This window comes from Fontisphaera persica, from assembly GCF_024832785.1.
Taxonomy (GTDB): Bacteria; Verrucomicrobiota; Verrucomicrobiia; order Limisphaerales; family Fontisphaeraceae; genus Fontisphaera; species Fontisphaera persica.
The window spans coordinates 3,986,925-4,011,247 of sequence record NZ_CP116615.1 but is presented as its reverse complement, the minus strand read 5'-3'; the positions used below and the strand labels follow the sequence as shown (position 1 = coordinate 4,011,247).

Sequence of the window (24,323 nt, the reverse complement as noted above, 5' to 3'; positions counted from 1 at the left end):
ATTGCCCCCTCCTGCCCAGCAATACCTGCGAGGCATTTTTTGCGAGGTGTTTCCTGGCGGAAACGCCCTTGCTGAGGGGAGGTGATTAAGAACTTGTGATTCGGCCAGGCTGCCTCCATCATCTCCAGCCGGCATCTCCGCAGCAAATATCTGTTATGCCGTTGCCGCGGCATGGACCGGCAACGGCCCAGGGAATGGCGGAGCGCCAAGCATCATGCAGGGACCCGAAGCAGAAACATTGTCGGAGGCTTTCATCGCGCAAATTGAGCCTTGGTATCATCAAAGCCAGATGCTGCGGCTGTGGGAGCTTTTGCGCGCACACCCACCCTTGTGGACCTGGACCGGCTGCCGGTCACGCACCTGGGCCGGGCGCCTGGCGGCCTCGCTCGGCAGCGAACGGCTGTCCCAAGTTCTGCACCGGCGCAATTACCAGCGACATCCCCGAGATTTGTCCGCGGGGGTGTTTTATGCGCACAACCTCGCGCGGCAGCAGGGATGCTGGCAAGCCCGCCAATTTTTACAGGCCATGCCAGAACCCGGCGAAACCGTGGACGCGGAAACCTGCCATTACTTTTGGACCTTGCGCGCCATGGTGGAGGCGGATTTCCGGGATTTTGAAACGGCCGCGGATTATATGCGCCGGGCGGAGGCGTATGCCGTGGAGCTTCCCTGGGGGAAGGTATGCCAGGCCAGTATTCTGGAAAGGCAGGACCGGTATGAAGAAGCGCTGGCCCTGGCCCGCGCCGCGGTGGAAGCCAGCCCCTTGTATCGCCCTGCCATCCTGAGCACCGCTCACTTCTTGCAGGTGCTCGACCGCGATGAGGAGGCCCTGGCTTTTTTACGCGCCGCCGTCCAACGTGCCGCATGCGCGCCCATTGCCGCGGCCCTCACCTGTCTGGAACTGGATTTGGGGTTGCAAGCTGAAGCCCTGGCCACCCTGGAACATTTTGTGCAGGTCGCGCCGCTGGCGGACCGCTCCGTGCATCACTGGGTGGCGCGCAGCCGCACCACTCTGGCCTGCCGGGCGGGGGACCTGGACGGAGCACGGCAGCATTGTGCGCGGGTTTTGGAGCTAAGCCGTCACCGGGATGTCTGGCATCGCGAGCTGGCCCGGCGCCTGGACCTGCCAGACCCGCCCCGGCGCCGGCGTTGTCTGGCGGTGAACTTTGTCCGCCAGCATCACAAAACCTGCGCGCCGGCCACCCTGGCGGCTCTGGCGCAGTATTGGCAGCAGCCTATCAACCACCTGGAAATCGCGGAACAAATTTGCTACGACGGCACGCCTTCCCACAGCCAGCGGCGTTGGGCTGAAAGCCAGGGGCTGGTCACGCGGGAGTTTAGCGTGACGTGGGAGGCGGCTCTGGCGCTAATTGACCGGGGCGTGCCTTTTGCGCTGACCACGGTGGAAGTCAACAGCGGCCATTTGCAGGCGTTGGTGGGCTACGATGAACTGCGCCAATCCCTTCTGTTGCGCGACCCCTATCATTACTATCTTTCCGAAGCCATCTGGCCAAGATTCCAGCAAAGTTATGCTCCTTTTGGCCCCCGCGGGCTGGTCATGCTGCCACCGACGGAAGCTCATCGTCTGGAGGGACTGGAGCTTCCCGACGCCGCCCTGTTTGACCAGTTGCATGCCGTGCAGTGCGCCCTGGAGAAGCATCAACGGGACCAGGCAGCGGCGGCGCTTGCCGCCTTGAGTCAAAGCCATCCGAACCATTGGATTACCTGCTCGGCCGGCTGGGCCTTAAGCGCGTACGATGTAAACCCCGCCGCCAGCCTGCAATACGTCGAGCGTTGGCTGGCCCAATTCCCCAAAAATCCCCGGTTGCTGCGCGTCAAACTGGATTTACTGGAAGCCACCGCCACCCGCCAGGAAGTCCTGGAGTTTCTGGATCACCTGCTGGCGCTTCACCCCAAAGAACCTTTTTTTCTGGCCCGGCTGGCCGCCGCCCTGAAGGAGGACGACCGCGAATTGTCCCGCGCCCAGCGGCTTGTGCAGCGCGCCCTGAAAACCGCTCCCACCGACCCGGACCTGTTGGGCATTCTGGGGGATGTGCTGTGGAAAGCAGGCCGCCTGGCCGAAGCGGCCATGCATTACCGGCTGGCCGCCTGCGCCGCGCAACATAACGAGCACCTGGCCGAAAGCTACTTTTCCTCGCTGCTCCACCTGCGCCAAAGCGAGGCGGGGCTGGCGTTTTTGCGGAGGCGCTTTGACGAGCTGGGCCATTTATCCTCCGTTCCGGCCATGACGCTGTTCAAGTGCCTGGCCTACCTGGGGCGCACCGAGGAAGGTTTCGCCGTTTTGGAAGAAGCCCGCAACCGCCGCCCCGAGGATGGCGAACTGATGCTGTTTTACGCCGATGCCCTCGCGCGGCATGGCCGGGCGGCGCCCGCGCAACAACTGCTGGAGCAGGCGCGCGGCCATGCGCGGCACAGCCATTGGCTGCGCGTCGCCGCGCAACTGGCGGTCTATCGCGCGGATTTGCGCCAGGCCCTGGCCTGCTGGCAGGAGGTGCTGCAAGTCGAGCCGCTGGCGATGGACGCTCAGGCTCAGGTGTATCAACTGCTGGCGGAAACGCATGACCTGGCCACCGCCCGCGCGCACCTCGAGGAAATGTGCCGCCGCTTTCCCGGCCACTGCGGCCTGCTGCGGTTGCGCGCGGAAAAAATGGCGCAAGAACCGCTCGCGGTAGCCGAGCCAGCCCTGCAAGCCTTGTTGGCGGCGAACCCAGTGGACACTGAGGCGCGATGCGACCTGGCGCTGCGGTATGCCGCCGCCGGCCGCCACGCCGAGGCGCTGGCCGAAGCCGAGCGGGCCATTACTCTCACCCCCCGCTCCCCCAAAATCTACACGGTGCGGGGTGACATTTTAAGGCAGCTTGGCCGCCGGGCCGAGGCGCGCGCCGATTATGAGCAGGCCCTGCGGCTGGATGTGAACAACGGCCACGCCATGATGCAGTTGGTGGAGCTCTCAGCCACCGAGGAGGAGCGCGCGGCGGCGCTGGATTTCATCCAAGCCGAGCTGGTGCGGCAGGTGGTTTTTGAGGAAGCCCTGCCGGCTTTCCGCGATGCGGCCCATGGCTTGTTGCCCCCCGAAAAAGTGCTGGCCCGGCTGCGCGAAGCTCTGGCCGCCCGGCCGGACCTGTGGGCCGCGTGGTGGGTGGTGGTCCTGCAACTGAAAAACATGCATCAGTTGGAGGAGGCCCTGGCCCTGGCCCAACAAGCCTGCCAACGGTTTCCGCTGGTCCCGCAATTGTGGCTGGAACAAGCCGATGTGTTGCGCGTCCAAGGCCGTGGCGATGCGGCCGTGGCCGCGGTGGAACAGGCGTTGACCATCAATCCCCGCTTTGGGCGGGCCGTCTATTTTTTGGCCAACTTGCACGCCAAAAATGGCCAACTGGAAAAAGCACGGCAAACATTGTTGCGCGGCCTGGCCCATGCCCCGTTGGAAGCGCCACTGCATGTGGCCCTGGCCGAAATCGCCCTGCGGGAAAATGATGACTCAACCGCAATTCAAGAAGCCCGGGTAGCCCTGCAAATGGACCCCGCCTGTGGCACGGCCTGGGAAATTCTTCAATACCTGGCCCGGGAAAGACAGATGCCCCGCCTGGCCGTCGAAATGGCCGAAGCACTGACGCAAGCGCGTCCGGGCGATCCCGAGGCGTGGCTGATGCTGGCTGATTGTCTGGCCCAACAGGGGAGCGCGGGCTGTCTGGAAGCGGTGGACCGGGCCATTGCCTTGAATCCCCGCCTGGAAAAAGCGCACGAGGAAAAAGCCCGTTTTCTGACCTTGCTGGACCGGTGCGATGAAGCGCTGGCGGTGTGTCTGGAAGGTCCCCTGCAGCCGCCACCCTTCCGTTTGCGCCTGCGCGCGGCATGGATTGAGAGCCAGCGCGGCCATTTGCCCGCAGCCATCCAGCTCATGGAAAGCGTGCTGGCCGAATCCCCGGCTCACTACGGTGCCCTGAATCTGTTGTGCGCGTGGCAGAAAGAAATGGGGCAATATGATCAGGCCCTGGCGACGGCGGAAAAAATGGTGGCGATGGCCCCCCATGAAGCCGAACCGCTCCGGGTGCTGGCCGAGCTGCATTACCACAAGGGCAACAAGTCCGCGGCAGTCGCCACCCTCCGGCGCGCCGTTGAATTGAACCCCAGCCAGGAGGAAAACCGCCATCTCCTCATGGGGCTGCTGATTGGCCTGGCGGAGGAGACCGGCGACGGGACCGAAGCCTGGCGCTTCCTGGAGCAGGAGCGCGCGCGCCGAATTTCGGACCTGCTGCTGGCGTTCGAGATTCGCCTCTTGTTGTTGCAGGGAGAGGTAGATGCCGCCCAAGGCCGCTTTGCCGCGCTTTGCCGCATGAAGGAAGGCGAAGATGAATGGGCCATGTTCAACGCCCTGGACAATCTGGTTGACCGGGTGCCGGTGAGCACAGTGACGCAACTGGTACGCCAGGCCCTGGAGCCTTTGGAGACGCAGCCCGCTGCCGTTGAATCCCCGCCCTGCCATGCGTATTTGGGGGCGATGGACATTCATCTGCGTTTCCTGGAGGGGCGCTTCACTTTGCCCGCCTATCTGGACCGAGTGTCCCGGCACAGCGCATTTTTCAAGAACAGCCTCGCGCAATACCTGAAATCGGCCGCCGATGCTTATCATCGTGCGATGAAATATGACGACCTGCCTTTTCCCTGGCTCCTGCACCGGCAGGTGCAGCGGCTGGGGAAGCAACATCAGCAATGGCTGCGCACCGATGCGCGGTTGGCCGCCAAATACGGGCGGGCTTTGCTGTACATCGGCAAATACCAGGCCGCCCGGGAGTGGTTTGCCAGCCTCCACCAGCAAGGCGAAATGCCCGCCGACATGTACTCGGACTGGCTGGAAGCCCTCCTGGCCGGGGGTCAATGGCAAGCCGCCGAGACCTGCCTGGAAAAGGCGCTGGCCATGCGCCAGTCCCAGGCGGCCCATATCTGCTTTTGCGCGGCGGCCGCCTGCCTTTGCGCCATGAACGGGCAGTTGGAGAATGCCCGCCATTTTCTGGCTCAAATTCACGGACAGCCCCTGGATGACTCTGTCCACTGCCTGCAAGGGCTGGCGCAAATCTGGGTGGAGTTGGACACCCTGGGCACGCCCGGCACCTGGGCAGCCACCCGCGCACTGGTGCGCAAGCTCGACAAGGGTCTGCTGGGCAGCATTTTCTTCTGGCATCCAGCGCCGGTCAGACAGTTGTACCTGGAGTCCATCCGCCGCTGGCGGCAGAGCGGAAAATGGCCCGGCTTGGGCCTGTGGCGCTGGTGGCGGCAATTCCGCTGGGGGTGGTTTTTGTTGCCGGTGCTGCCGCTGGCGTTTGCGGTGGTGTACCCTCCAAGCCCAGCCGGCCGGCGCTGGGTGCGGCGATGCTACACCGCTTTGCGCCGCTGAAAAAGGCAACGCCCGGCCCAAGGGGCCGGGCGCAGCGCTTGTTTAATTGCGGGCGAAGGAGTTATTCCGCCGGCAATTCCTTGATGCGAATGTTGCGGAACCACACGGTGCCATGATCCCCCTGCAAGAGGATGGGGCCCGGCTCCTTCACCTTGTTGTCCACCTCCCCGCCAGTGGGACGATCGCACACGACATTGTCGTGGATCTTCTTGCCGTTGAGGATCACCGTGATTTTGTTGCCGATGATGGTGGCCTCACAGGTCTGCCATTCATTGCCGGGCTTGCTGGCAAACACATCCGGCGCTTTGAACGCATACAAGGCGCCATTGCCGCCCGGCGCCGGTTTGCCGCTCTTGTAATCACCCAAGATTTGTATCTCATGGCGGCCCCGGAGGTAAAAACCACTGTTGGAGCCGTCAGGCACGAGGTACTCGAAGCGCACGGTGAAGTTCCAGAACTTCTTTTCCGTCAGCAAATCCACCCCGTGGTCGCCTTGTTTGATGGTGTTTTTGAGGATGCCATCTTCCACCGTCCAATAGCTCTTGGCGTTGGGATTGCGCAGTTTCCAGCCGCTCAGGTCCTTGCCGTTAAACAGCGGCACGAAACCCTGTTCGTTGTCAGCAGCCCAAACCTGGCCGGCAAGCGCCAGCCCTAAAATCAAGGTCCAGATGGTTTTCATAATGTGCCTTTGCTTGGCGGCCAGCGCGGTTATTTCTGTTGCGTTTTGGGTTCGCAAGTTTCCAGACCCAGCGCCCACTTGATGCCGCCCAGAATGTGCTTCTGGTAATCTCGCGCCACTTCAGGCGGATTCTTGCGGTCCTTCCATTCCGGGTCCCACACGTCTTCGCGATGCCCCAGCGAGGTGTAGAACACCCGCCCTTTGCCGTAGGTCTTGTTCCAGGAAATCGGGTAATAGCCCGGCGTTTTGTCATTGGGATGGTTGTTCAAGGAAAGCAGATTGTGCACTTTGGTACGGTCATAGCTCTTGAACAGATAGATTTCATCAAACACCGTGAACTGCCCCGCCTTGAAATGCCGGCAGGCCGAGCACTCGCGGTCTTCCACATTGGCGTCCACGCTGACTTGCGCGCCGTGCGACAAAAATTCGCCGCCAATCATCTCAATGAACGGCCGGAAACCGTGGAAGGTGTCCGTGGCGCTGTGCATCCCCACAAAGCCGCCGCCCGCCGCAATCCAGTCCAAAAATCCCTGGCGGTCGGGTATGGGCAGGTCGCCGGTGGTGTTGGCAAAAATCACCGCGTCATAATTCTTCAGATTGGCCGGGCTGAGCTTGGTCAACACCTTGCGCATCTCTTCATTCCAAGCCTTGCGCGCCGCCTCGTATGCCGCCTGCTCCTGCTGGAATTTCTCTTTTTCGGCCTCGGTGGCATTGTTGCCGGGCCGCTTGGGCGCGCGCGGCTCGTTGGGAGGCTGGCTCACGTATTCCACAGTGAAAGCGCCGCTTTCCTTGGCCAGTTGGCCGATGATTTTCTCAGCCACCGGAATCGAGCTGTGCCGGAAACCGGTGGTGGTGGTGACGACGAGGACTTTTTTGCCCTGGGCAGCAGCAGGCAAGGCAATGCCCACCGCCAACACTGCGGTCAAGAGGATGGACTTTTTCATAATTATGTGTCACGACATTCTAGGACAAAGACGCCATCAAAGCCAGAACTATTCACCCCCCCTCACTCCCCGCCGTGAGACCACGCGCCCTGCCCTTCTCCCGGCCAAACAAACTGCGCTGCGCCCTCGACACTGCGGCGGGAGACCGTTTTAATAACGGGCGACATCGAGCATGGACTGGCAAACCGCCCAGCAACGGCATGCGCAGCTTTGCGCGGAAATCCGGCGTCACGATTACCTTTACTACGTGGTGGGCCGGCCGGAAATCTCCGATTTTGAATATGACCGCCTCTACCGCGAGCTGGTCGAGCTGGAGCAGCAATTTCCCGCTCTCATCACCCCCGACTCCCCCACCCAGCGCGTGGGCGGCCAGCCCGTGGATTCCTTTCCGCCGTATCGTCACGCGGCGCCGATGCTCAGCCTGGACAACACCTACTCGCAGGGCGAGGTGCGGGAGTTTGTGCAGCGCGTGCAACGTCTGCTGCCGGGCGAAGCGCTGGCGTGGGTGGTGGAGCCGAAAGTGGACGGCCTGGCCGTGAGCCTGCGCTACGAGCAGGGCGTCCTCGCCGTGGGCGCCACCCGCGGCGATGGCACCACGGGCGACAACATCACCTCCAATCTCAAAACCATTCGCAGCGTGCCCCTCCGCCTGCAAACCCCGCCCGCCCCGCCCGCGCCACCCCAGGGAGATTTATTCGCCCCGCCCCCCGCCAGCCCACTGCCGGCGGTGTTGGAAGTCCGCGGCGAAGTGTTCATGCCCCGCGCCGGTTTCGAGCAACTGAATGCCGAACGCCGCGCCGCCGGCGAGGAGGAATTCGCCAACCCGCGCAACGCCGCCGCCGGTTCACTCAAGCAACTGGACCCCCGCATTGTGGCCCGGCGCCCCCTGGAAATGGTGTTTTACGGCGTGGGCCAGGTGGAAGGCGTGCCGGTGCCGCCCACCCATGATGCCTTGTTGCACTGGCTCCAGCGCCTCGGCTTCAAAACCCCCGAGCGTATCTGGCTCTGCCACTCCACCGAAGAACTTCTCGCCGCGCTCGACGAGCTGGACCGCTTTCGCAAAACCCTGCCCTATGACACCGACGGCGCGGTGATTAAACTCAACTCGCTGGCCCAGCGCGAGCGTTGCGGCGCCACCGCCAAGGCCCCCCGCTGGGCCATTGCCTACAAGTACGCGCCGGAGCAGGCCGAAACCCGTCTCAAGGCCATCACCATTCAAGTCGGCCGCACCGGTGCCCTCACCCCGGTGGCCGAGCTGGAGCCGGTGTTTCTTTCGGGCAGCACCATCAGCCGCGCCACGCTGCACAATGAGGAGGAAATCCGCCGCAAAGACATTCGCGTGGGCGATTGGGTCGTCATCGAAAAAGCCGGTGAGGTCATCCCGGCCGTGGTGCGCGCCGTGGCGGAAAAACGCACCGGCGCCGAGCAGGTGTTTGTGTTTCCCAAAAACTGCCCCGAGTGCGGCACCCCGGTCACCCGCGGCGCCGAGGCCGGCGTGGATTATGTCGTCTGGCGCTGCCCCAACCCCGATTGCCCCGCCCAAATCCGCGGGCGCATCGAGCACTGGTGCAGCCGGGGCGCCATGGACATTGAAGGCGGCGGCGAGGTGCTGGTGGCGCAACTGGTCAAAACCGGGCTGGTGCAGGACGTGGCCGACCTCTACCGCCTCACCGTGGACGAGCTGTGCCAACTCGAGCGCATGGGTGAAAAATCCGCCCGCAATTTTCTCGAGGGCATCGAGGCCAGCAAGCAACGCGACCTGTGGCGGGTGCTTTTTGGGCTGGGCATCCTGCACGTGGGCGCCAGCGTGGCCAAATCTTTGAGCCGCACTTTTCCCACGCTGGACGACATCCTGAACGCCAGCATGGAGCAGTTGCAAAAGGCGGAAGATGTGGGCGAGACCATCGCCCAAAGCATTCTCCAGTGGGCCGGCGACCCCCGCAACCGGCGGCTGGTGGAGCGCCTGCGGGCGGCGGGCGTCAATTTCCAGAGCAGCCTGTATCAGGCCGGCCCCGCCGGCGGACGGCTGGCGGGCAAAACCCTCGTGCTCACCGGCACGCTGCCCCATCTGACCCGCGAGCAGGCCACAGCCAAAATTGAAGCCGCCGGCGGACGCGTGGCCTCCAGCGTCAGTAAAAAAACCGATTACGTGGTGGCCGGGGCTGAGGCCGGCTCCAAGCTCGAAAAAGCCCGCCAGCTCGGCGTGCCGGTGATTGACGAGGCGGAGTTGTTGCGCTTGTGCGGCGAAACATCGCCCTGAGGGGCGGCCCCCTCACTTCAGGGCGCGGCGCCCCAGTCGAAATCATCAAACATCGTCACGCTGTCGGCCTTGGTCCACAGGCCGATGCGCCCGGCCTGCGTGAAGGTTTCGTCCTCCACCTCCAACAATTTCTGCCCGTCAAAAAACACCGTGCTCCGCGGGCCGCGAAACTCCACCCGCAACGTGTGCCATTGCCCGGGCGTGACCTTCTGCTCCACCCCGTAGCCGTCCTTGCGCCCCACCAGCGGCAGCGCGGTGCGCTTGCCCTGCTGGACTTTGTAGAGCACCACGTTGTCTTCGCGTGCGTTGGCGCGGCAAATATAATAATTCGTGGCGCTTTGATAACGCCACACCACGCCGGCCGCCTGGTCTAGCTCGCCGCTCACCGTTTTGAAGCGCACGCTCACCCAGCCGTCCCGCAACACCGGCTCCTGCCGCACGCACAACGGAAACGACGGGCGCGGCGTGATGCCGGACTGTACCAGCACGCGATTGGTGGCGGCGGCGGACGATTCCTCCTGCACGGTCCAAACCGGCTGTCCGGCGCCGGTGATGGTGACCTCCCAGCCCCGCGGCGGCTGGTTGGTGGGATTGGTCTGGAAGTCCTCGGCGGCGCTCAGGCGAGCCGCCACCAGGGCGCACGCAAGGGCAAACAGTAAGAAGCCACCTTTCATGATTGCAGCAATATCCATTCGGCGGCGGCGGCCAGGTCCGGCACCACCACGGCGTCACGCAACCGGCCCGCCTCCCGCTCGGCAGTTTCACGGCCATAACCAGTGCACACGAGCAGGCTGCGGCGGACACCGGCATTCCAGCCGCATTCCAAATCAATCAGTTTGTCCCCAATCATGTAAGACCGCGCCAAGTCCAACCCAAATTCATCTCGCGCATCCCACAAAAAAGCGGGCGAAGGCTTGCGCCCGCGGCTGGGCTGGTCCGGCGCCTCGGGGGCCAGGTAAGTCTTGGCAAGGCGCACCCCGCCCCGCCCCAGCAGCTCCTCCACCCGCGCCTGCACCCGGAGCGCCTCCTCCAGCGTGAAGTATCCGCGTCCGATGCCCGACTGATTGGTGACAAAAAACAGCCAGAAGCCGGCGTCCTGCAGCCGCTTCAGGGCCTCCACCGCCCCGGGCAACAGCTCCACCTGCGCCGGGTCTTTCAAATAGTGCCGCTCGGCAATCACCGTGCCGTCGCGATCCAGAAAAACAGCGGCTTGCGCCATAACCAGCAGCGGCCCTAGGCCGGCGTCAATCCCGGCCCGCCGGCGGACTTGGCCCCGTCCATGCCCGTGCCGTCCAAATCAATCAGGATGTCCCGTGGCTCGGCGCCTTTGCTGGGGCCAACAATTCCCCGGCGCTCCAGCTCATCCATGAGCCGCGCCGCGCGGCCGTAACCCAGTTTGAGCCGACGTTGCAGCAGCGACACACTGGCCTTTTGCTCGCTGCGGATGACCTCGATGCATTGCTGAATCAACTCCTCGTCCTCATCGCTGGCCTCCTCCTCCTCATCCATGCTGCTGGCAGGCTTGCTGAGCTGCTGCGTGATTTCCAGGTCGTAGCTCGGCTTGCCTTGGGCGCTGATGAAGTCCACAATGCTCTGGATTTCCTGGTCCGTAATCAGCGCGCCCTGGGCCCGGATGAGCTTGGCCGAGCCGGGCGGCAGGTAGAGCATGTCGCCCTTGCCCAGCAGTTTGTCGGCGCCCATCGCGTCCAGAATCGTCCGCGAGTCCACCTTGGCCGCCACCTGGAAGGCGATGCGCGCGGGGATGTTGGCCTTGATGACACCGGTGATGACGTCCACACTGGGCCGCTGCGTGGCCACAATGCAATGAATGCCCGCCGCCCGCGCCATCTGGGTAATCCGCGCAATCGCCATCTCCACATCCGCCGGCGCCACCAGCATCAAATCCGCCAGCTCATCAATGATGACCACGATGTAACTGAGCTTGTCCGGGATGACTATGTCGTCCTCCCGCGGCACCACAATCTGCTCGTCCACCTCCACCGCAAATCCGTCGGCGCCGGCCTCAATTTTTTCCTTCCGCGTGGTGAGGGGCAGCTCCGGCTCAGGCGGCGGCGGAGGCGGCTTGTGGCGCGGGCGCTCGTTGAAGGACTTGATGTTGCGCACGCCCACCTTGGCAAAAATCTTGTAACGCTTTTCCATTTCATGGATGACCCACCGCAGGGCGAGGATCACCTTCTTGGGATCATTCACCACCGGCACCACCAGATGCGGCAGCGCGTTGTAGTGCTGCAGCTCCACCACCTTCGGGTCAATCATCACAAAACGGAGCTGGTCCGGACTGAACCGGTACAACAGCGACGCCACAATGGCGTTGATGCACACCGACTTGCCCGACCCCGTGCTCCCGGCAATCAGCAGGTGCGGCATGTCCGCCAAATCCGCAATGATGGGATGCCCATACACATCCTTGCCCAGCGCCAGCGGAATCCGCGCCTTCGTGTTGAGCCACTCCTCCGATTCCAGCAGCTCGCGCATCGTGACCTTGGTCTTCACCGTGTTGGGCACCTCCACCCCCACCGAGCTTTTGCCGGGCACCGGCGCGAGGATGTGGATGCGCTCGGCCTTGAGCGCCGCCGCAATGTTGTTGGTCAGCGCCGTGATTTTTTCGAGCTTCACGCCCGGGGCCGGATGCAGCTCGTAGCGCGTAATGGTGGGGCCTTTGGTGATGTCCCCAATGGCCACCTCGATGTCAAACTGCGCCAGCGTGTTCTTCATCAACTGCGCGTTGGCCATCAGCTCTTCCTTCGTCTCGGACGGCTTCACCGACAAATCAGGCAACTGCAGCAAATCCAGCGACGGCAGGCGATAGTTGCCAATGTGCGGCCCCTCCGCCACCGTGATGGGCTTGGGCTTCCGCACGGCCGCCTTCGGCTTGGCGGCAGGCGCAGGCGCCACGGCGGGCGCGGGCGCGGGCGTGGCCGGAGCGGCAAAGGGATTCTCCTGGTCCGGGGCCTTGGCGGGAGTGTTCTCCACCGGCTCCCACGATTCCTCGGGCGTGACCTTGTCGGCGGGCGCGGCGGTCTTGGCGACTGCCGCCGGCTCTGCCTTGCCTTTGGCCGAGGGCGCGGCAGCCTTGCCCAGGATGTCGGCCGTGCTGGCCGCGGGCACCACCTTGGGCGCGGCGGCGGTCTCGGCCTCGCCCTCCTCTTTGGCAGCGGGGGCGGCGGCCTCGGCGGGCTCTTTGGTTTTCTTGGGGGCGGTTTTGATTTGCGGCACACTTAAATCGCGCACCGTCGGCTCGGGCACCGGTTGCAAATCGGCGCCCAACTCCGGCCCCGCTTTGCCATGGGCGGCGGGGGCTTTGCCTTTGGCCGTGCGCTCCACCTCCTCCTCCAGCTCGCGCGCGCGCCGCTCCAGCTCCATCGCCTTGCGCTTCAGCTCCTTCTCCGGCTCGGACAACCCCGCAAACAAATCCGCCTCGCGCCGTTTCTGCAGCCACTCGCGCACCCAGTTGCCCAGCTCAAAATTCGTCAGGAAATACAGGCTGATGCAGTACAGCGTGCAGTAAATGATCGTGGCGCCCGCCCGCCCGAAATGGCCAAACGCATACTGATTCAACCACAACCCCAGCAGCCCCCCCGCCGTGTCCGCGCCAATGTTGAACGCAATCTTCTCCAGAAAACCGGCCTGATCATACGCATACCGGTGCGTGGCCATCTGCCGCACCGTTTCCCCATCAGTGTACAAATTCAACAGCCCCGTGCAGCACAACAACACCACTCCCGCCGCCGCCCACGTGTACCACTTGCGCCGCAAATACGCCATGAAGTCCCACAAATAACCCAGCCCGAAAAACATCAGCAGCATCGGCAGAATGTAAGCCGCCCCTCCCATGATCAAAAACGTGCCCCACGCCACATACGCCCCCGCCGGCCCGATCCAATTATGCGCCGGATCATGCGGCGGCACGCGCAAATACCGCACGTCTCCGCGGTCAAACGACCACTGAGCCGCCATCAACAGCAATGCGGCCGCCAGCAACGCAATCCCAATAATGTCATTGAAACCGCGGTTGGGGGCCGGCTCGCCCTGATCATTGCGTGCCATGTAATGTAATTGCCAGCCCATTGTATGCACCTCCGCCCCTGATAAAACAGGAAAATTTTGCCCCCGCCAACGCGCCGCACCCGCCACTCACAACGGCAGCAAGCAGGCACCCGCTCCCCCGCCCAAACCCCCGTTTTTTAAGCTTGCCACCGTGCCCCGCCCGCCGCACATTCTCTGCACAGGCGCGGCCAAGCGCCAGCCTGTCCATTGCGCGGTTAGCTCAGGGGAAGAGCACTTCCTTGACACGGAAGGGGTCAGAGGTTCAAATCCTCTATCGCGCACCACTTTTTTCACGAACAACCCAAATTTTCTTGGCGAAAACCCACCATCCCACCTTGATTGCCGGGCCGGCTCTCCCCGCCTTTACGCCGCCACAATCCCCGGTTCGCCACCACCTTATGCCAAACGATGGCTACAAAATTCCCTCCCCCTTCGCCGCCTCCTCCCATGCCCTTCGCCTGGACATGCCTGTGAATCGTTTCACGGCAGAACACAGGACTTTCTCCAAACGCATCATGGCATCAACCCCGGCCGCGTGAAAACTTTGTCGTAGCGCAGGCTTCCCGTCCTTGTAGCGCAGGCGTCCCGCCTGCGGGTTCACGGAGCCTCCCGGCTCCGTGATTGCAGAACTGCCGTCGTCAAACAGACGCCCCAGTAAGCACCAAGCTGCAATGATACAGCAGATGTCGTGGCGCAGGCTTCCCTTCTGTAGCGCAGGCGCCTCGTCCCGCAAAGCGGGATTCAGCCTCCGTCCCGCAGGCCAAGGGGGGCCAAGAGCAGGATAATCCGCGCAGCTACAATTTCTCCCACTCCCTGAAGGAGAGAGTCAGGGCGAGGAGGCGTTTTCCCCCTTCGTTTCCTTCGTTCCCTTCTGTTCAAAATTCTTGTCCATCCGTGTTCCTTTACCCCATCGTGGGAAACAACTAGTGTGAGGGTGTGTAGCGCGGTCGTCGGCCTCATGTAGCGCAGGCGTCCCGCCTGCGGGTTCACGGAGCCTCCCGGCTCCGTGATTGCAGAACTGCTGTCGTCAAACAGACGCCCCTATAAGCACCACTCCGCCCGTCAAATTTTCATTTCTCGTAGCGCAGGCGCCTCGTCCCGCGAAGCGGGATAAAGCATGCGGGACGCAAGCCTTATCCCGCTGCAGTGGGACGTGTGTTCCCCGAGACCGACAGCCTGGGCCAAACCTGCTTAAAAAACCCCTCAATACTTAATCCGCTCCCTTCCGCGGTACAGGCGCCAAAACCACCTCGCTACCACAAAAAAACGAGGCCCAAACACAGCCATAACCACACCTTCAGGCACACCCCCCTCAAAGCCCGCCGCTTCAATGGCTCATCGTGGTGCATGGTTTTTTACGTCATATTGTGTCGCTTCCCCCATGTCCATCAAACGGGGTGAAAAACCACCCACACCCATCAACTTTCAAAACCCATTGTGCAGAGGTTTCCTGTTATCTTGAATCGGATGACAATTTAAGACCTGACGCGCTCGCAGGGATAAGCCATGATGACACCCGAAAAGCCTATGTTATTTGCGAACTTTCACCACCGGCTCGCGGCTCTGCCCACGGGGTCGCGGCGTGGCTGGGCGCTGCGTTGCACTCTAATAGTCGTCCTTCTCGGCTTGCAGGCGGGCGTAGTCGCCGTCCTGGCGGCGGCGCCGAAACGCGCCGTTCCTACCAATGGTCCGGTCACTTATGAGGCCTTTGGTGCGGTCGGCAACGGCGTGGCCGACGATTTGCCGGCCATTGTCGAGGCGCACGCCTTTGCCAACGCCCACAACTTGCCGGTTCAGGCCCGGCCCGGCGCCACTTACCATCTTGGCCGCCGGGCGCTCACCGCCATCATCGCCACCGACACGGACTGGGGCACGGCGCACTTCCTCATTGACGACACCGACGTCGAAAACCACCGCCTGCCGCTGTTTGTCGTCCGCTCGCTGCTCGAGCCCGTGAAGTTTTCGATAACGCGCCTCACCCGCGACCAACGCCGCCTGGACGTGCGGCCGCCCCGCGATTGCTGGGTGCGCGTGGAGAACAACCGCCAGCGGGTTTATATTCGCCGCGGCCTCAATCAGAACGACGGCACCACCCAACGCGATTGCTTCATTCTGCGCCGGGACGGCACCATCGAGGGCGATATTGACTGGAATTACGACACCATCACCCGCGTGGAGGCCCGCCCGATGGACGAGCGCACCCTGGTGCTCAAAGGCGGCATCTTCACCACCACCGCCAACCGGATGAAGCAGGAGAAGGGCTACAACTACTGGGCGCGCAACATCGTCATCAACCGCTCGAACACCACCGTCACGGGCCTGACTCATCACGTGGTGGGAGAGACGGACGTCGGCCACCCCTACAGCGGATTCCTGGCGGTGAACAGTTGCGCCAACGTCACCCTGCGCAACTGCTTTGTCACCGGGCACAAGACCTACACCACCATCGGCGCCGCCGGCAAACCCGTGAGCATGGGCTCCTATGATTTGAGCGCGAACGAGGTGGTCAACTTCACCCTGATTGGCTGCCGCATGGACAACATCTGCGACACCACCCGTTGGGGCGTCATCGGGGCCAACTTCTGCAAAAATATCCTCCTGGAAAACTGCACCTTGTCCCGCATGGACGTCCACCAGGGCGTTTCCGGCGCCTATACCATCCGCAACTCCACCCTGGGCCACGCCGGGCTGAATGCCATTGGGCGGGGCACCTTGACCGTGGAAAACTCCACGCTCAACGGGCATTCCCTGCTCACCCTGCGCGGCGACTATGGCAGCACGTGGGAAGGCACCATTGTCATCCGCAACTGCCGGTGGATTCCCGCCTGCGGCGCACCCATTCAGCCTTACGTGATTAACGCCAGCAACGACGGACAGCACGACTTCGGCTATCCCTGCTTCATGCCACGGGAAATCCTCATTGACGGCCTTATCATTGACGACCGCCAGCACCCGAAAGACTATGCTGGCCCCTACCTGTTCACCGACCCCGACGGCAGCGCCCCGCCCACGGCCGCCCGCCCCTTTCCCTATCGGTTGACCGAGCGGGTGACCCTCCGCAAACTGACCACCACCAGCGGCCAGAAACTCCGGCTGTCGCCCGATGCCGCGTTTGCCGCCAGCCTGCGGGTCACCGAGCTGGACTGAGTTTTCCCCACGCGCGTGGGGTGAAACTGCGCAGGCAGGGGATGAAGGTGATAAGAACGGCGGGCTTGTTACGCGGGGACGGTCTTGGGCAGGCGGGCACGGAATCGCTGCGCCCACCAAAACAGCCCACCCACCGCGGCGCCGCCCAAATGCGCCAGGCCGGAAATGTTGCCAAAGCCCTGGATTTGCTGCCACGCAATCCAGAATTGCAGCAGCAGCCAGCAAATAAAGAGCGTGCGAGCCGATAATTTCAACCACCAGAAGCGCCAGGCCAGGCGGGCCATCAGGCTGATTTTGGCATGGGGAAATTGCATGGCATAATAGGCCAGCACGCCGGAGATGCCGCCGCTGGCGCCAATGGCCGGGGTGAGGGAGCCGGGGCCGCCGAGGATATGCACGAGCTGGCCGCCCAGGGTGGCCAGGAGCAGGAGCAAGCCATAGGCGGTGTGGCCCAGGTCATCCTCCACGTTGTCGCCAAAAATGAGCAGAAAATAGAGGTTGCTGGCAAGGTGCCAGACGCCGCCGTGCAGGAAGAAAGCCGCCAGCAGGGTCAGGCCGCCGTGGCGCCACCATTGGGCGGGCACCAGGCCCCATTGGGCGATGACTTGTTCCAGGTTGAAAAAGGCGGCCACGCTGATGACCAGGATGAGCAGCGCGAGGCTCCACGTCAGCCACGGGCGGCGGCGCAGGGGGGACGTGTCCGATTCCACCGGCAAACCCAGCAGGGCCGGCAGGGTTTTCCACTCCCTGTCCGGCTCCGGTTGAGCGTCCTGCTGGCGCTGGATTTTTTCCATCGCCATGGCCTCGGCGGCCCGCAGATGCAGCTCTTCAAGGCTGGGCGGCGGCGCGGGGGGCACACTTTCGAGCTCCTGGGTGTCAAACCAGATGATGCCGCAGCGGCGGCAGCCGTCCAGCTCCAGGCCGGCCTCCGGCAGCGCCAGAGCCTTCATGGATTGCTCGCAGAAGGGACAGCGGCGCGGGCTGGGTGCGGTATTCCGGTTCAATTGGCGCAGGAGGTTGTTGACCAGCCGGTCCCCGCCCAGCGCCCGCAACTGCGGCAGCGTGACGGACCTGCCAGTGCAGCCGTCGCACACGTATAAAACCCCATCCGCCATCCGCTGGACGCGCAAGGGCTGCTCACATGCTGGGCAGGTGGGCATGGGCAGGAAATGGCTGGGCTTGACCGGCCGGCCGCCAGCGTCGGGGTGTGGTTAAAGGATTGCTCGCCCGTGGCATCAACCACCGCAGAATGCCAAACCTCCCGCCGGCTGGCAATCCCGGACTCCCCGGCACCCTCCCGATGGGGTTCCCGCGCGCGGCCATCGGGCTGTTTCCGGGCATTCCCGCCCGGCGGCAGCGCCCGGGGCGGCACAAAAACTTCACCCAAAACGGAAGCCCCGGCCCTTTTTCAGGCCAAAACTCTGATTGCTTTTTGCCGGTGAGGCTGCTATTTAATGGACATCCAGGCGATGTGGCGGTTGACGCAGCAGCGTCCTGGCGCGGAGCGAGCAAGCAAGCCGAAGCCATAACACGAGCCAAACGGTATGCCTTATTCAGCCGAAATCAGTCGTGCCAACCCCAGTGTGTTCATGTTTCTCATTGACCAGTCCGGCTCCATGGTGGAACCCATTGCCGGCAGTGAGAACAAACGCAAGTGCGACAGTGTGGCCGACGCCATCAACCGCCTGCTGCACAATCTCATCATCAAATGCGCCCGCGGCGACGGGGTGCGCAACTTTTATGAAGTGTGCGTCATCGGCTACGGCGCCACCGTGGCGCCCGCCTTCAGCGGGCCGCTGGCCGGCCGGGACCTGGTGCCGTTGAGTGAGGTGGCCAGCTCGCCGGCGCGCATCGAGGAGCGCATTCGCAAAGTGGACGACGGCAGCGGGGGCGTCATCGAGCAAAAGGTGAAGTTCCCCATCTGGTTCGAGCCGGTGGCCAAGGGCATCACGCCCATGGGCACCGCCCTGAACATGGCCTGCAAGATTTTGCGGGAATGGGTGCAGCGCCACATGGCCTCGTATCCCCCCATTGTCATCAACATCAGCGACGGCGAGGCCACCGACAGCGGCCCCGTGCCGCAGGCGCAGGAGCTGACCAGCCTGGCCACCGAGGACGGCAATGTGCTGCTGCTCAACTGCCACATTTCCAGCCAGCCGGTGCAGCCCATCATCTTCCCGGAAAGCGATGCGGATTTGCCGGATGAATTTGCCAAGACGCTCTTCTCCATCTCCAGCGTGCTGCCCGCCAGCATGCGCGAGCTGGCCCGCGCCGAGGGATTCAACCTGGGGCCGGAAGCCCGCGGGTTTGCCTTCAACGCCGACCTGGTGGAACTCATCCGCTTCCTGGACATCGGCACCCGCGGCAGCAACCTGCGCTAAACTTTTGCCGGCTCGTGGTTCCCATCGTCACCGCTTTTCGCCTGCCCAAGCAGGGATACTCTCTGGACGAATGCGATGACGCATTTGCGTATGAGGTGAACTGCCTGCGCTTCGCCATTGCCGACGGCGCCACCGAGTCGGCCTTCAGCGACCGGTGGGCCCAGAGCCTCGTCAAGGCCTACATCACCGAGCCCCCCTTCGGCATGCCCCCTGCCGAAGATGCCATGATGCTCTGGATGCTCCCCCTGCAGCACGAGTGGCGCCAGAGCATTGATTGGGCCAGCCTGCCCTGGTATTGCCAGGAAAAGGCCGAGAACGGCGCCTTTGCCACCTTTCTGGCCCTGGAGTTTTCCGCGCACGGCACGGTTTGGGAAAAAATTGTGAGCCGCACGTTGCAGGGCGAGGAACTGAAATGGAATGCTTTTGCCGTGGGGGACAGCAACCTCTTTCAAGTCCGCGAGGACCAGTTGATTGCCACCTTTCCCGTGGCCCGCAGCGATGAATTCAGCAGCCGCCCCATCCTGCTGGCCAGCAATGAAAACCACAATTACTCCGCCTTGCGCGACATCAAGTCCGCCTCCGGCGGCGTCAAGCCGGGGGACCAGTTTTTCCTGGCCACCGACGCCCTGGCCAAGTGGTTTCTGGAGCGGCACGAGGCCGGCGAAAAGCCGTGGCAGCAACTGCTGGCGCTGAAAAGCGAGGAGGAATTTGCGGCGTTGTCTGAGCGCCTGCGCAAGCAGGAAGGGGTGCGCAATGATGATATGACCCTGGTGGTCATCCGTTGGGAAGGTTAACCGCAAACCGCATGTCTCCATGAACTGGCCCTCCCACACCGATTATCAGGACGCGATTCAAAATCCCCAGGTGTGTTTTCAGGAGGAAGAACTGAAAACCGCCACCGTGGCCACCGACATGCTCGGCATGCCCAAGGTCATGTCGGGCAACTTTGCCAGCGTCTATGAGCTGACCACGGTGAACGGCAAGCACTATGCCATCCGTTGTTTCGTGCGCCAGGTGGCCAACCAGCAGGTGCGCTACAACCTGCTGACCCGCCATTTGCAGGCCGTCGCCGTCCCCTGGCTGGTGGGCTTCGAGTTTCAATTGCGGGGCATCCGGCTCCGCAATGAATGGTATCCCATTGTTAAAATGGACTGGGTGGCCGGCACCCCCATGCACATGTACATCGAGGACCACGTCCACGAGCCGGAGACCATGCTGCGCCTGGCCGAGCAATGGTGCGCCCTGATGAAGGATTTGCGCGCCAATCAAATCGCCCACGGCGACCTGCAGCACGGCAACGTGATGTGTCTGCCCGATGGCCAGTTCCGCCTGGTGGACTACGATGGCATGTACGTGCCCGCCTTTGGCCAGGGCCGCAGCCCCGAGCTGGGCCACGCCAATTACCAGCACCCCCGCCGCACCCCGGATTACTACGACATCAACCTCGATAATTTTGCCGCGCTGGTCATTTACACCAGCTTCCTGGCGCTGGCCGGCGAACCGTCCCTCTGGCAGCAATTCCACACCGGCGACAACCTGCTCTTCCTGGCCAACGATTTCAAAGACCCGCGCAATTCCAAAATCTTCCAGCGGCTCAAGCAGCATGCCGATTCCCGCGTGCAAAAACTGGCTTCGGTGCTGGAGCGCGCCTGCATCTGGCCCATCGCCCAGGTCCCCACCTTCGAGGCCACCATCGAGGCCCTGGCCAGCGGCACCCTGCCCGAACCCGCACCCCAGCCCGCGCCCGTCTCAGCCGTGCCCGAATGGCTGGCCGCCAACGAATTGCCCACCCGCCAAACCGGCACGCGCCCCTCGCCGCCGCCCGCGCCCGCCCAGCCGCGCCGCGCGCCCGCGCCCGCCGTTGCGCCGGCGGCGGCGGCTGCCGCCCCCGCGACTGCCCAGGATTACAGCACGGCCGCGCGCGAAGCCGCCACCCAACCCCTGCACACCAGCGTGGCCGTAAGCCCGGCCGCCCCCAAGGCGCCGGTCAAAATGCCCGAAGAAGCGCCGCCGTTGAATTACTTTGCGCTGGCGGCCATCGCGGTGGCCATCTTTTCCATCATCCCCACCTTGCACTGGTTTGGACTGCTGGCCGTCATCTGTGGGGTCATCGGATGGGTGCAGCTCCAGAACTACAATTCCCCGCTCAAATGGGTGGCCCTGGCCGGCATCGTCATCGGCGGCGCCGTCTTCGCCATCGGCCTCATCAAACTCCTCCAGCGCCCGCCCCCGCCCCGCCCCGCCGCCATCTTGCAAATTGCTCCCCGGCCGCCACTCACAGTGCTTTTCCCGGGGCAGGCAAGGTAAATGCCTGGTAATAAAGCAGACGGCGTCACCCCCTTTAGAATTGGAGACAATTCTCACTCATGTCCCCCTCTCCACGCTTGCCGCGAAGGGCAGGCGGTGTTAAGAAGTATTTATGCAATCCAGTTTCTCGCGCCGTGGCTCTTGGGCCCGGTGGTCCGCCGCTCTGCTGCTGTCCCTGGCCGCCGCGCTGGGGGCGGCTGCTCCGCGTCCCAATGTGGTGGTGGTTTTGTGCGATGATTTGCGCTGGGATGCCTTGAGCTGTGCCGGGCATCCCCACCTTAAAACGCCCAACATTGACCGCCTGGCCGCCGAGGGCGTGCGCTTCGCGAATGCCTTTTGCACCACGTCTCTTTGCTCGCCCAGCCGGGCCTCCATCTTGAGCGGCCTTTACGCCCATGCCCACGGCGTGCTGAACAATTTTACCGAGTTCCCGGCGCATTTGCCCAGCTTCCCTGCCCGCCTCCAGGCGGCCGGGTGGCGCACGGCCTACATCGGCAAGTGGCACATGGGCGAAGACAATGACGCGCCGCGGCCGGGTTTCGATTATTGGATTTCGCACAAGGGCCAGGGCAAATATTACGGCACCGAGTTCAACGTCAACGGCGTGCGCGAAACCCCGCCCGGCTATTACACCAAGGTGGTCACGGATTATGCTCTGGATTTTGTGCTGCGCCAGACCCCCGGCCATCCCTTCCTGCTTTTTCTCGGCCACAAGGCACCCCATAGTTTTTATGTGCCTGAACCCAAATATTCCAACGTCTTTGCGCACGTGGACATTCGCTATCCGGACACCGCCTTTCAACTGGACAACAAACCGGAGTGGGTCAGGCAAAGGCTGGACACCTGGCATGGCATCTACGGCCCGCTCTTTGAATGGCGCAAACAGTTCCCCGACCGCCGCCCCGAAGCGGTCAAGGATTTTGCCGCCATGACGCGCGCCTACTGGGGCACCATCCTGAGCCTGGATGACAGCGTGGGCCGCCTTTACGAGGCGCTCAAGGCCGTGGGCCAGCTCGACAACACCATTTTCATCTTCATGGGCGACAACGGCCTGCTCAACGGCGAGCATGGCATGGTGGACAAGCGCACCATGCACGAGGCCAGCATCCGCATCCCCCTCATCGTGCGGTACCCGCCCCTCTTCCCGCGCCCCCGCGTGCTGGAGCAACTGGTGCTCACCGTGGACGTGGCCCCCACCATTCTGGATTTGTGCGGCCTGCCCCCCCTGCCCAACATCCACGGCCGCTCCTTCAAATCCCTCGCCCGCACCGGCGGCGGCCCGTGGCGGTCATCTTTCTTCTACGCCTACAATTACGAAAAACAATTTCCTTACACCCCCAATGTGCGCGGCATCCGCACCACCGAATGGAAATACATCCACTACCCCCATGGCGACGGCAGCCCGGACCGGCATCTGGCCGAGTTATACCATCTCCGCCGCGACCCCGAGGAGCGGCACAACCTCATCAACGACCCCGCTCACGCCGCGCGCGTGCGCGAGCTGCGCCGGGAATTGGAGCGCTTGATGCGGCTGGCGGGCGCGCTGCCCGACCGCATGCCGGTGGATGAAGGAGTCAAAACCGAGCTCCCCGAGGCCAGCATCCGCTGAACTGAAGAAGGCAAAAGCTCCATTTCAGGTTGCTCACTAATATACTCTCATCGCCGCCTTGCCTGCGGCCTGCTTATCGGCGGCAAGCCACCCGCTTAGCGTGGCAGGCCCTTCAGGTAGTCATCAATGGCCCGCGCCGCATTTTTGCCGTCACCCATTGCCAGAATGACCGTGGCGGCGCCGCGGACGATGTCGCCCCCGGCAAACACCCCCGGCAGATTCGTCATGCCGCGCTCGTCCGTTTTGATGTGGCCGCGTTCATCCAGCGCCAGCTCGGGGCAGGTGGAGGTCAGCAGCGGATTGGCCCGTGAACCAATCGCCACCACCACCACATCGCAAGGCAGGGTGAACTCCGACCCGGGCACCGGCACGGGGCGGCGGCGGCCCTTAGCGTCCGGCTCGCCTAACGCCATGCGCTGGCAGCGCAGGCCGGTGACCCACCGCTTTTCATCGTGCAACACCTCCAGCGGCGCGGCCAGAAATTCAAACTGAATGCCCTCCTCCTCGGCGTGATGCACTTCTTCCACCCGGGCGGGCATCTCGGCCTTGGTGCGCCGATAAACAATCATCGAGGCATCGGCCCCCAGGCGTTTGGCCGTGCGGGCAGCGTCCATGGCCACATTGCCGCCGCCCACCACCGCCACGTGCCGGCCTTTCAACACCGGGGTGTCGGATTTGGCAAACGCCGCCATCAAGTTGACGCGCGTCAGGTATTCGTTGGCCGAATAGACGCCCTTGGAATTTTCCCCGGGCACCTGCATGAACACCGGCAGGCCCGCGCCGTTGGCCAGAAACACGGCGTCAAACCGCTGGCGCAGCTCCGGCAGGGTGTAAGTGCGGCCAATGACCACGTTGCACTCGATTTTCACCCCCGCCTTTTGCAGGCGCTCCACCTCCTGCTTCACAATCTGCTTGGGCAGGCGAAACTCCGGAATGCCATAGACCAGCACGCCGCCGGGTTTGTGCAACGCCTCGTACACCGTGACCTCGTGCCCCATCGCCGCCAGCTCGCCCGCCGCCGTGAGGCCGGCGGGGCCGGACCCCACCACCGCCACGCGGCGGCCGGTGGGCGCGGCCTTGGGCAGCTCCAGGTGATGCGCGTTGCGGTAGGCCCAATCGGCCACAAAACGCTCCAGATGCCCAATGGCCACCGGCGCGCCCTTGATGCCGCGCACGCATTCCACTTCGCATTGCGTCTCCTGCGGGCACACGCGGCCGGTAATGGCCGGCAGCGCGTTGTCGCGCAGCAAGCTCCGCGCCGCGCCGGCCAGGTCGCCTTCCGCCACCAGCTTGATGAACTGGGGAATGTTCACCCGCACCGGGCAGCCCTGGATGCAGCGGGCTTCCTTGCACTGGATGCAACGGTGCGCCTCCAGCAGGGCCAGTTGCTCGGAAAAACCGAGGTTCACCTCGGTAAAATTGGCGGTGCGCGCTTCGGGCGGTTGCTCCGGCATCTTTTGCCGGGGCAACTGCAGGCGCTCCTTCATGGGCAGGGGTTGTTTCATGGCTGAA

The 24,323-nt window shown here is 63.4% G+C and carries 14 protein-coding genes and 1 tRNA gene; 8 read left to right on the top strand and 7 right to left on the bottom strand.

From position 1 onward, the window contains the following. The first annotated feature begins 214 nt into the window (after positions 1-214). Positions 215-5,416 (top strand): tetratricopeptide repeat protein, encoded by a 5,202-nt coding sequence (locus tag NXS98_RS14985; RefSeq protein WP_283845838.1) that lies wholly within the window; start codon positions 215-217, stop codon positions 5,414-5,416. A 61-nt stretch (positions 5,417-5,477) separates the two neighbouring features. Here the strand turns inward: NXS98_RS14985 and NXS98_RS14980 are convergent, their stop codons facing one another. Next, a complete protein-coding gene (locus tag NXS98_RS14980; protein WP_283845837.1) occupies positions 5,478-6,095 on the bottom strand; it encodes a 3-keto-disaccharide hydrolase in 618 nt (205 codons plus the stop codon). Positions 6,096-6,124: 29 nt separating this feature from the next. Beyond that, positions 6,125-7,039 (bottom strand): ThuA domain-containing protein, encoded by a 915-nt coding sequence (locus NXS98_RS14975; protein WP_283845836.1) that lies wholly within the window; start codon positions 7,037-7,039, stop codon positions 6,125-6,127. A 172-nt stretch (positions 7,040-7,211) separates the two neighbouring features. Here NXS98_RS14975 and ligA point away from each other — a divergent pair, with 172 nt between their 5' ends. Continuing rightward, positions 7,212-9,299, top strand: a complete 2,088-nt coding sequence (gene ligA, locus NXS98_RS14970) for an NAD-dependent DNA ligase LigA (RefSeq protein WP_283845835.1) — start codon at positions 7,212-7,214, stop codon at positions 9,297-9,299. A 17-nt stretch (positions 9,300-9,316) separates the two neighbouring features. On the opposite strand, the gene NXS98_RS14965 is transcribed toward ligA, so the two are convergent. From NXS98_RS14965 to NXS98_RS14955, 3 genes are read right to left on the bottom strand one after another with little or no spacing between them, the layout of a single operon-like run. Beyond that, positions 9,317-9,973, bottom strand: a complete 657-nt coding sequence (locus NXS98_RS14965) for a 3-keto-alpha-glucoside-1,2-lyase-like domain-containing protein (protein ID WP_283845834.1) — start codon at positions 9,971-9,973, stop codon at positions 9,317-9,319. Then, on the bottom strand, positions 9,970-10,518 hold the full coding sequence (locus NXS98_RS14960; RefSeq protein ID WP_283845833.1) for a D-glycero-alpha-D-manno-heptose-1,7-bisphosphate 7-phosphatase: 549 nt from the start codon (positions 10,516-10,518) through the stop codon (positions 9,970-9,972). The genes NXS98_RS14965 and NXS98_RS14960 overlap by 4 nt, the downstream gene beginning before the upstream one ends. 14 nt (positions 10,519-10,532) lie before the next feature. Further along, the gene (locus NXS98_RS14955; protein ID WP_283845832.1) at positions 10,533-13,367 is read right to left on the bottom strand and encodes an FtsK/SpoIIIE family DNA translocase; all 2,835 of its coding nucleotides are present in this window, start codon (positions 13,365-13,367) and stop codon (positions 10,533-10,535) included. Positions 13,368-13,576: 209 nt separating this feature from the next. Here NXS98_RS14955 and NXS98_RS14950 point away from each other — a divergent pair. After that, positions 13,577-13,651: transfer RNA gene (locus NXS98_RS14950), tRNA-Val, on the top strand. Positions 13,652-14,894: 1,243 nt separating this feature from the next. Then, the gene (locus NXS98_RS14945; protein ID WP_283845831.1) at positions 14,895-16,514 is read left to right on the top strand and encodes a hypothetical protein; all 1,620 of its coding nucleotides are present in this window, start codon (positions 14,895-14,897) and stop codon (positions 16,512-16,514) included. Between the two features lie 68 nt (positions 16,515-16,582). Here the strand turns inward: NXS98_RS14945 and NXS98_RS14940 are convergent, their stop codons facing one another. Then, on the bottom strand, positions 16,583-17,674 hold the full coding sequence (locus NXS98_RS14940; RefSeq protein WP_283845830.1) for a rhomboid family intramembrane serine protease: 1,092 nt from the start codon (positions 17,672-17,674) through the stop codon (positions 16,583-16,585). A 384-nt stretch (positions 17,675-18,058) separates the two neighbouring features. On the opposite strand from NXS98_RS14940, the gene NXS98_RS14935 reads away from it, so the two are divergent. The 4 genes from NXS98_RS14935 to NXS98_RS14920 all read left to right on the top strand — a co-directional run bounded on the left by NXS98_RS14935 (position 18,059) and on the right by NXS98_RS14920 (position 22,811). Then, a complete protein-coding gene (locus tag NXS98_RS14935) occupies positions 18,059-18,895 on the top strand; it encodes a VWA domain-containing protein (protein WP_283845829.1) in 837 nt (278 codons plus the stop codon). Positions 18,896-18,909: 14 nt separating this feature from the next. Continuing rightward, the gene (locus tag NXS98_RS14930; RefSeq protein ID WP_283845828.1) at positions 18,910-19,689 is read left to right on the top strand and encodes a protein phosphatase 2C domain-containing protein; all 780 of its coding nucleotides are present in this window, start codon (positions 18,910-18,912) and stop codon (positions 19,687-19,689) included. A 19-nt stretch (positions 19,690-19,708) separates the two neighbouring features. Further along, positions 19,709-21,202: a hypothetical protein gene (locus tag NXS98_RS14925; RefSeq protein ID WP_283845827.1), complete on the top strand. Its 1,494-nt coding sequence runs from the start codon at positions 19,709-19,711 to the stop codon at positions 21,200-21,202. Positions 21,203-21,314: 112 nt separating this feature from the next. Continuing rightward, the gene (locus NXS98_RS14920) at positions 21,315-22,811 is read left to right on the top strand and encodes a sulfatase family protein (protein WP_283845825.1); all 1,497 of its coding nucleotides are present in this window, start codon (positions 21,315-21,317) and stop codon (positions 22,809-22,811) included. A 95-nt stretch (positions 22,812-22,906) separates the two neighbouring features. On the opposite strand, the gene gltA is transcribed toward NXS98_RS14920, so the two are convergent. After that, positions 22,907-24,316 (bottom strand): NADPH-dependent glutamate synthase, encoded by a 1,410-nt coding sequence (gene gltA, locus NXS98_RS14915; RefSeq protein ID WP_283845824.1) that lies wholly within the window; start codon positions 24,314-24,316, stop codon positions 22,907-22,909. Positions 24,317-24,323 lie beyond the last annotated feature (7 nt).

Bases quoted from the DNA above. Each gene is read 5' to 3' on its own strand.
- ligA (WP_283845835.1), top strand. From the start codon at position 7,212: ATGGACTGGCAAACCGCCCAGCAACGGCATGCGCAGCTTTGCGCGGAA.
- NXS98_RS14945 (WP_283845831.1), top strand. From the start codon at position 14,895: ATGTTATTTGCGAACTTTCACCACCGGCTCGCGGCTCTGCCCACGGGG.
- NXS98_RS14955 (WP_283845832.1), bottom strand. From the start codon at position 13,367: ATGGCACGCAATGATCAGGGCGAGCCGGCCCCCAACCGCGGTTTCAAT.
- NXS98_RS14980 (WP_283845837.1), bottom strand. From the start codon at position 6,095: ATGAAAACCATCTGGACCTTGATTTTAGGGCTGGCGCTTGCCGGCCAG.
- NXS98_RS14940 (WP_283845830.1), bottom strand. From the start codon at position 17,674: ATGCCCACCTGCCCAGCATGTGAGCAGCCCTTGCGCGTCCAGCGGATG.
- NXS98_RS14920 (WP_283845825.1), top strand. From the start codon at position 21,315: ATGCAATCCAGTTTCTCGCGCCGTGGCTCTTGGGCCCGGTGGTCCGCC.
- gltA (WP_283845824.1), bottom strand. From the start codon at position 24,316: ATGAAACAACCCCTGCCCATGAAGGAGCGCCTGCAGTTGCCCCGGCAA.
- NXS98_RS14965 (WP_283845834.1), bottom strand. From the start codon at position 9,973: ATGAAAGGTGGCTTCTTACTGTTTGCCCTTGCGTGCGCCCTGGTGGCG.
- NXS98_RS14975 (WP_283845836.1), bottom strand. From the start codon at position 7,039: ATGAAAAAGTCCATCCTCTTGACCGCAGTGTTGGCGGTGGGCATTGCC.
- NXS98_RS14985 (WP_283845838.1), top strand. From the start codon at position 215: ATGCAGGGACCCGAAGCAGAAACATTGTCGGAGGCTTTCATCGCGCAA.
- NXS98_RS14925 (WP_283845827.1), top strand. From the start codon at position 19,709: ATGAACTGGCCCTCCCACACCGATTATCAGGACGCGATTCAAAATCCC.
- NXS98_RS14935 (WP_283845829.1), top strand. From the start codon at position 18,059: ATGCCTTATTCAGCCGAAATCAGTCGTGCCAACCCCAGTGTGTTCATG.
- NXS98_RS14960 (WP_283845833.1), bottom strand. From the start codon at position 10,518: ATGGCGCAAGCCGCTGTTTTTCTGGATCGCGACGGCACGGTGATTGCC.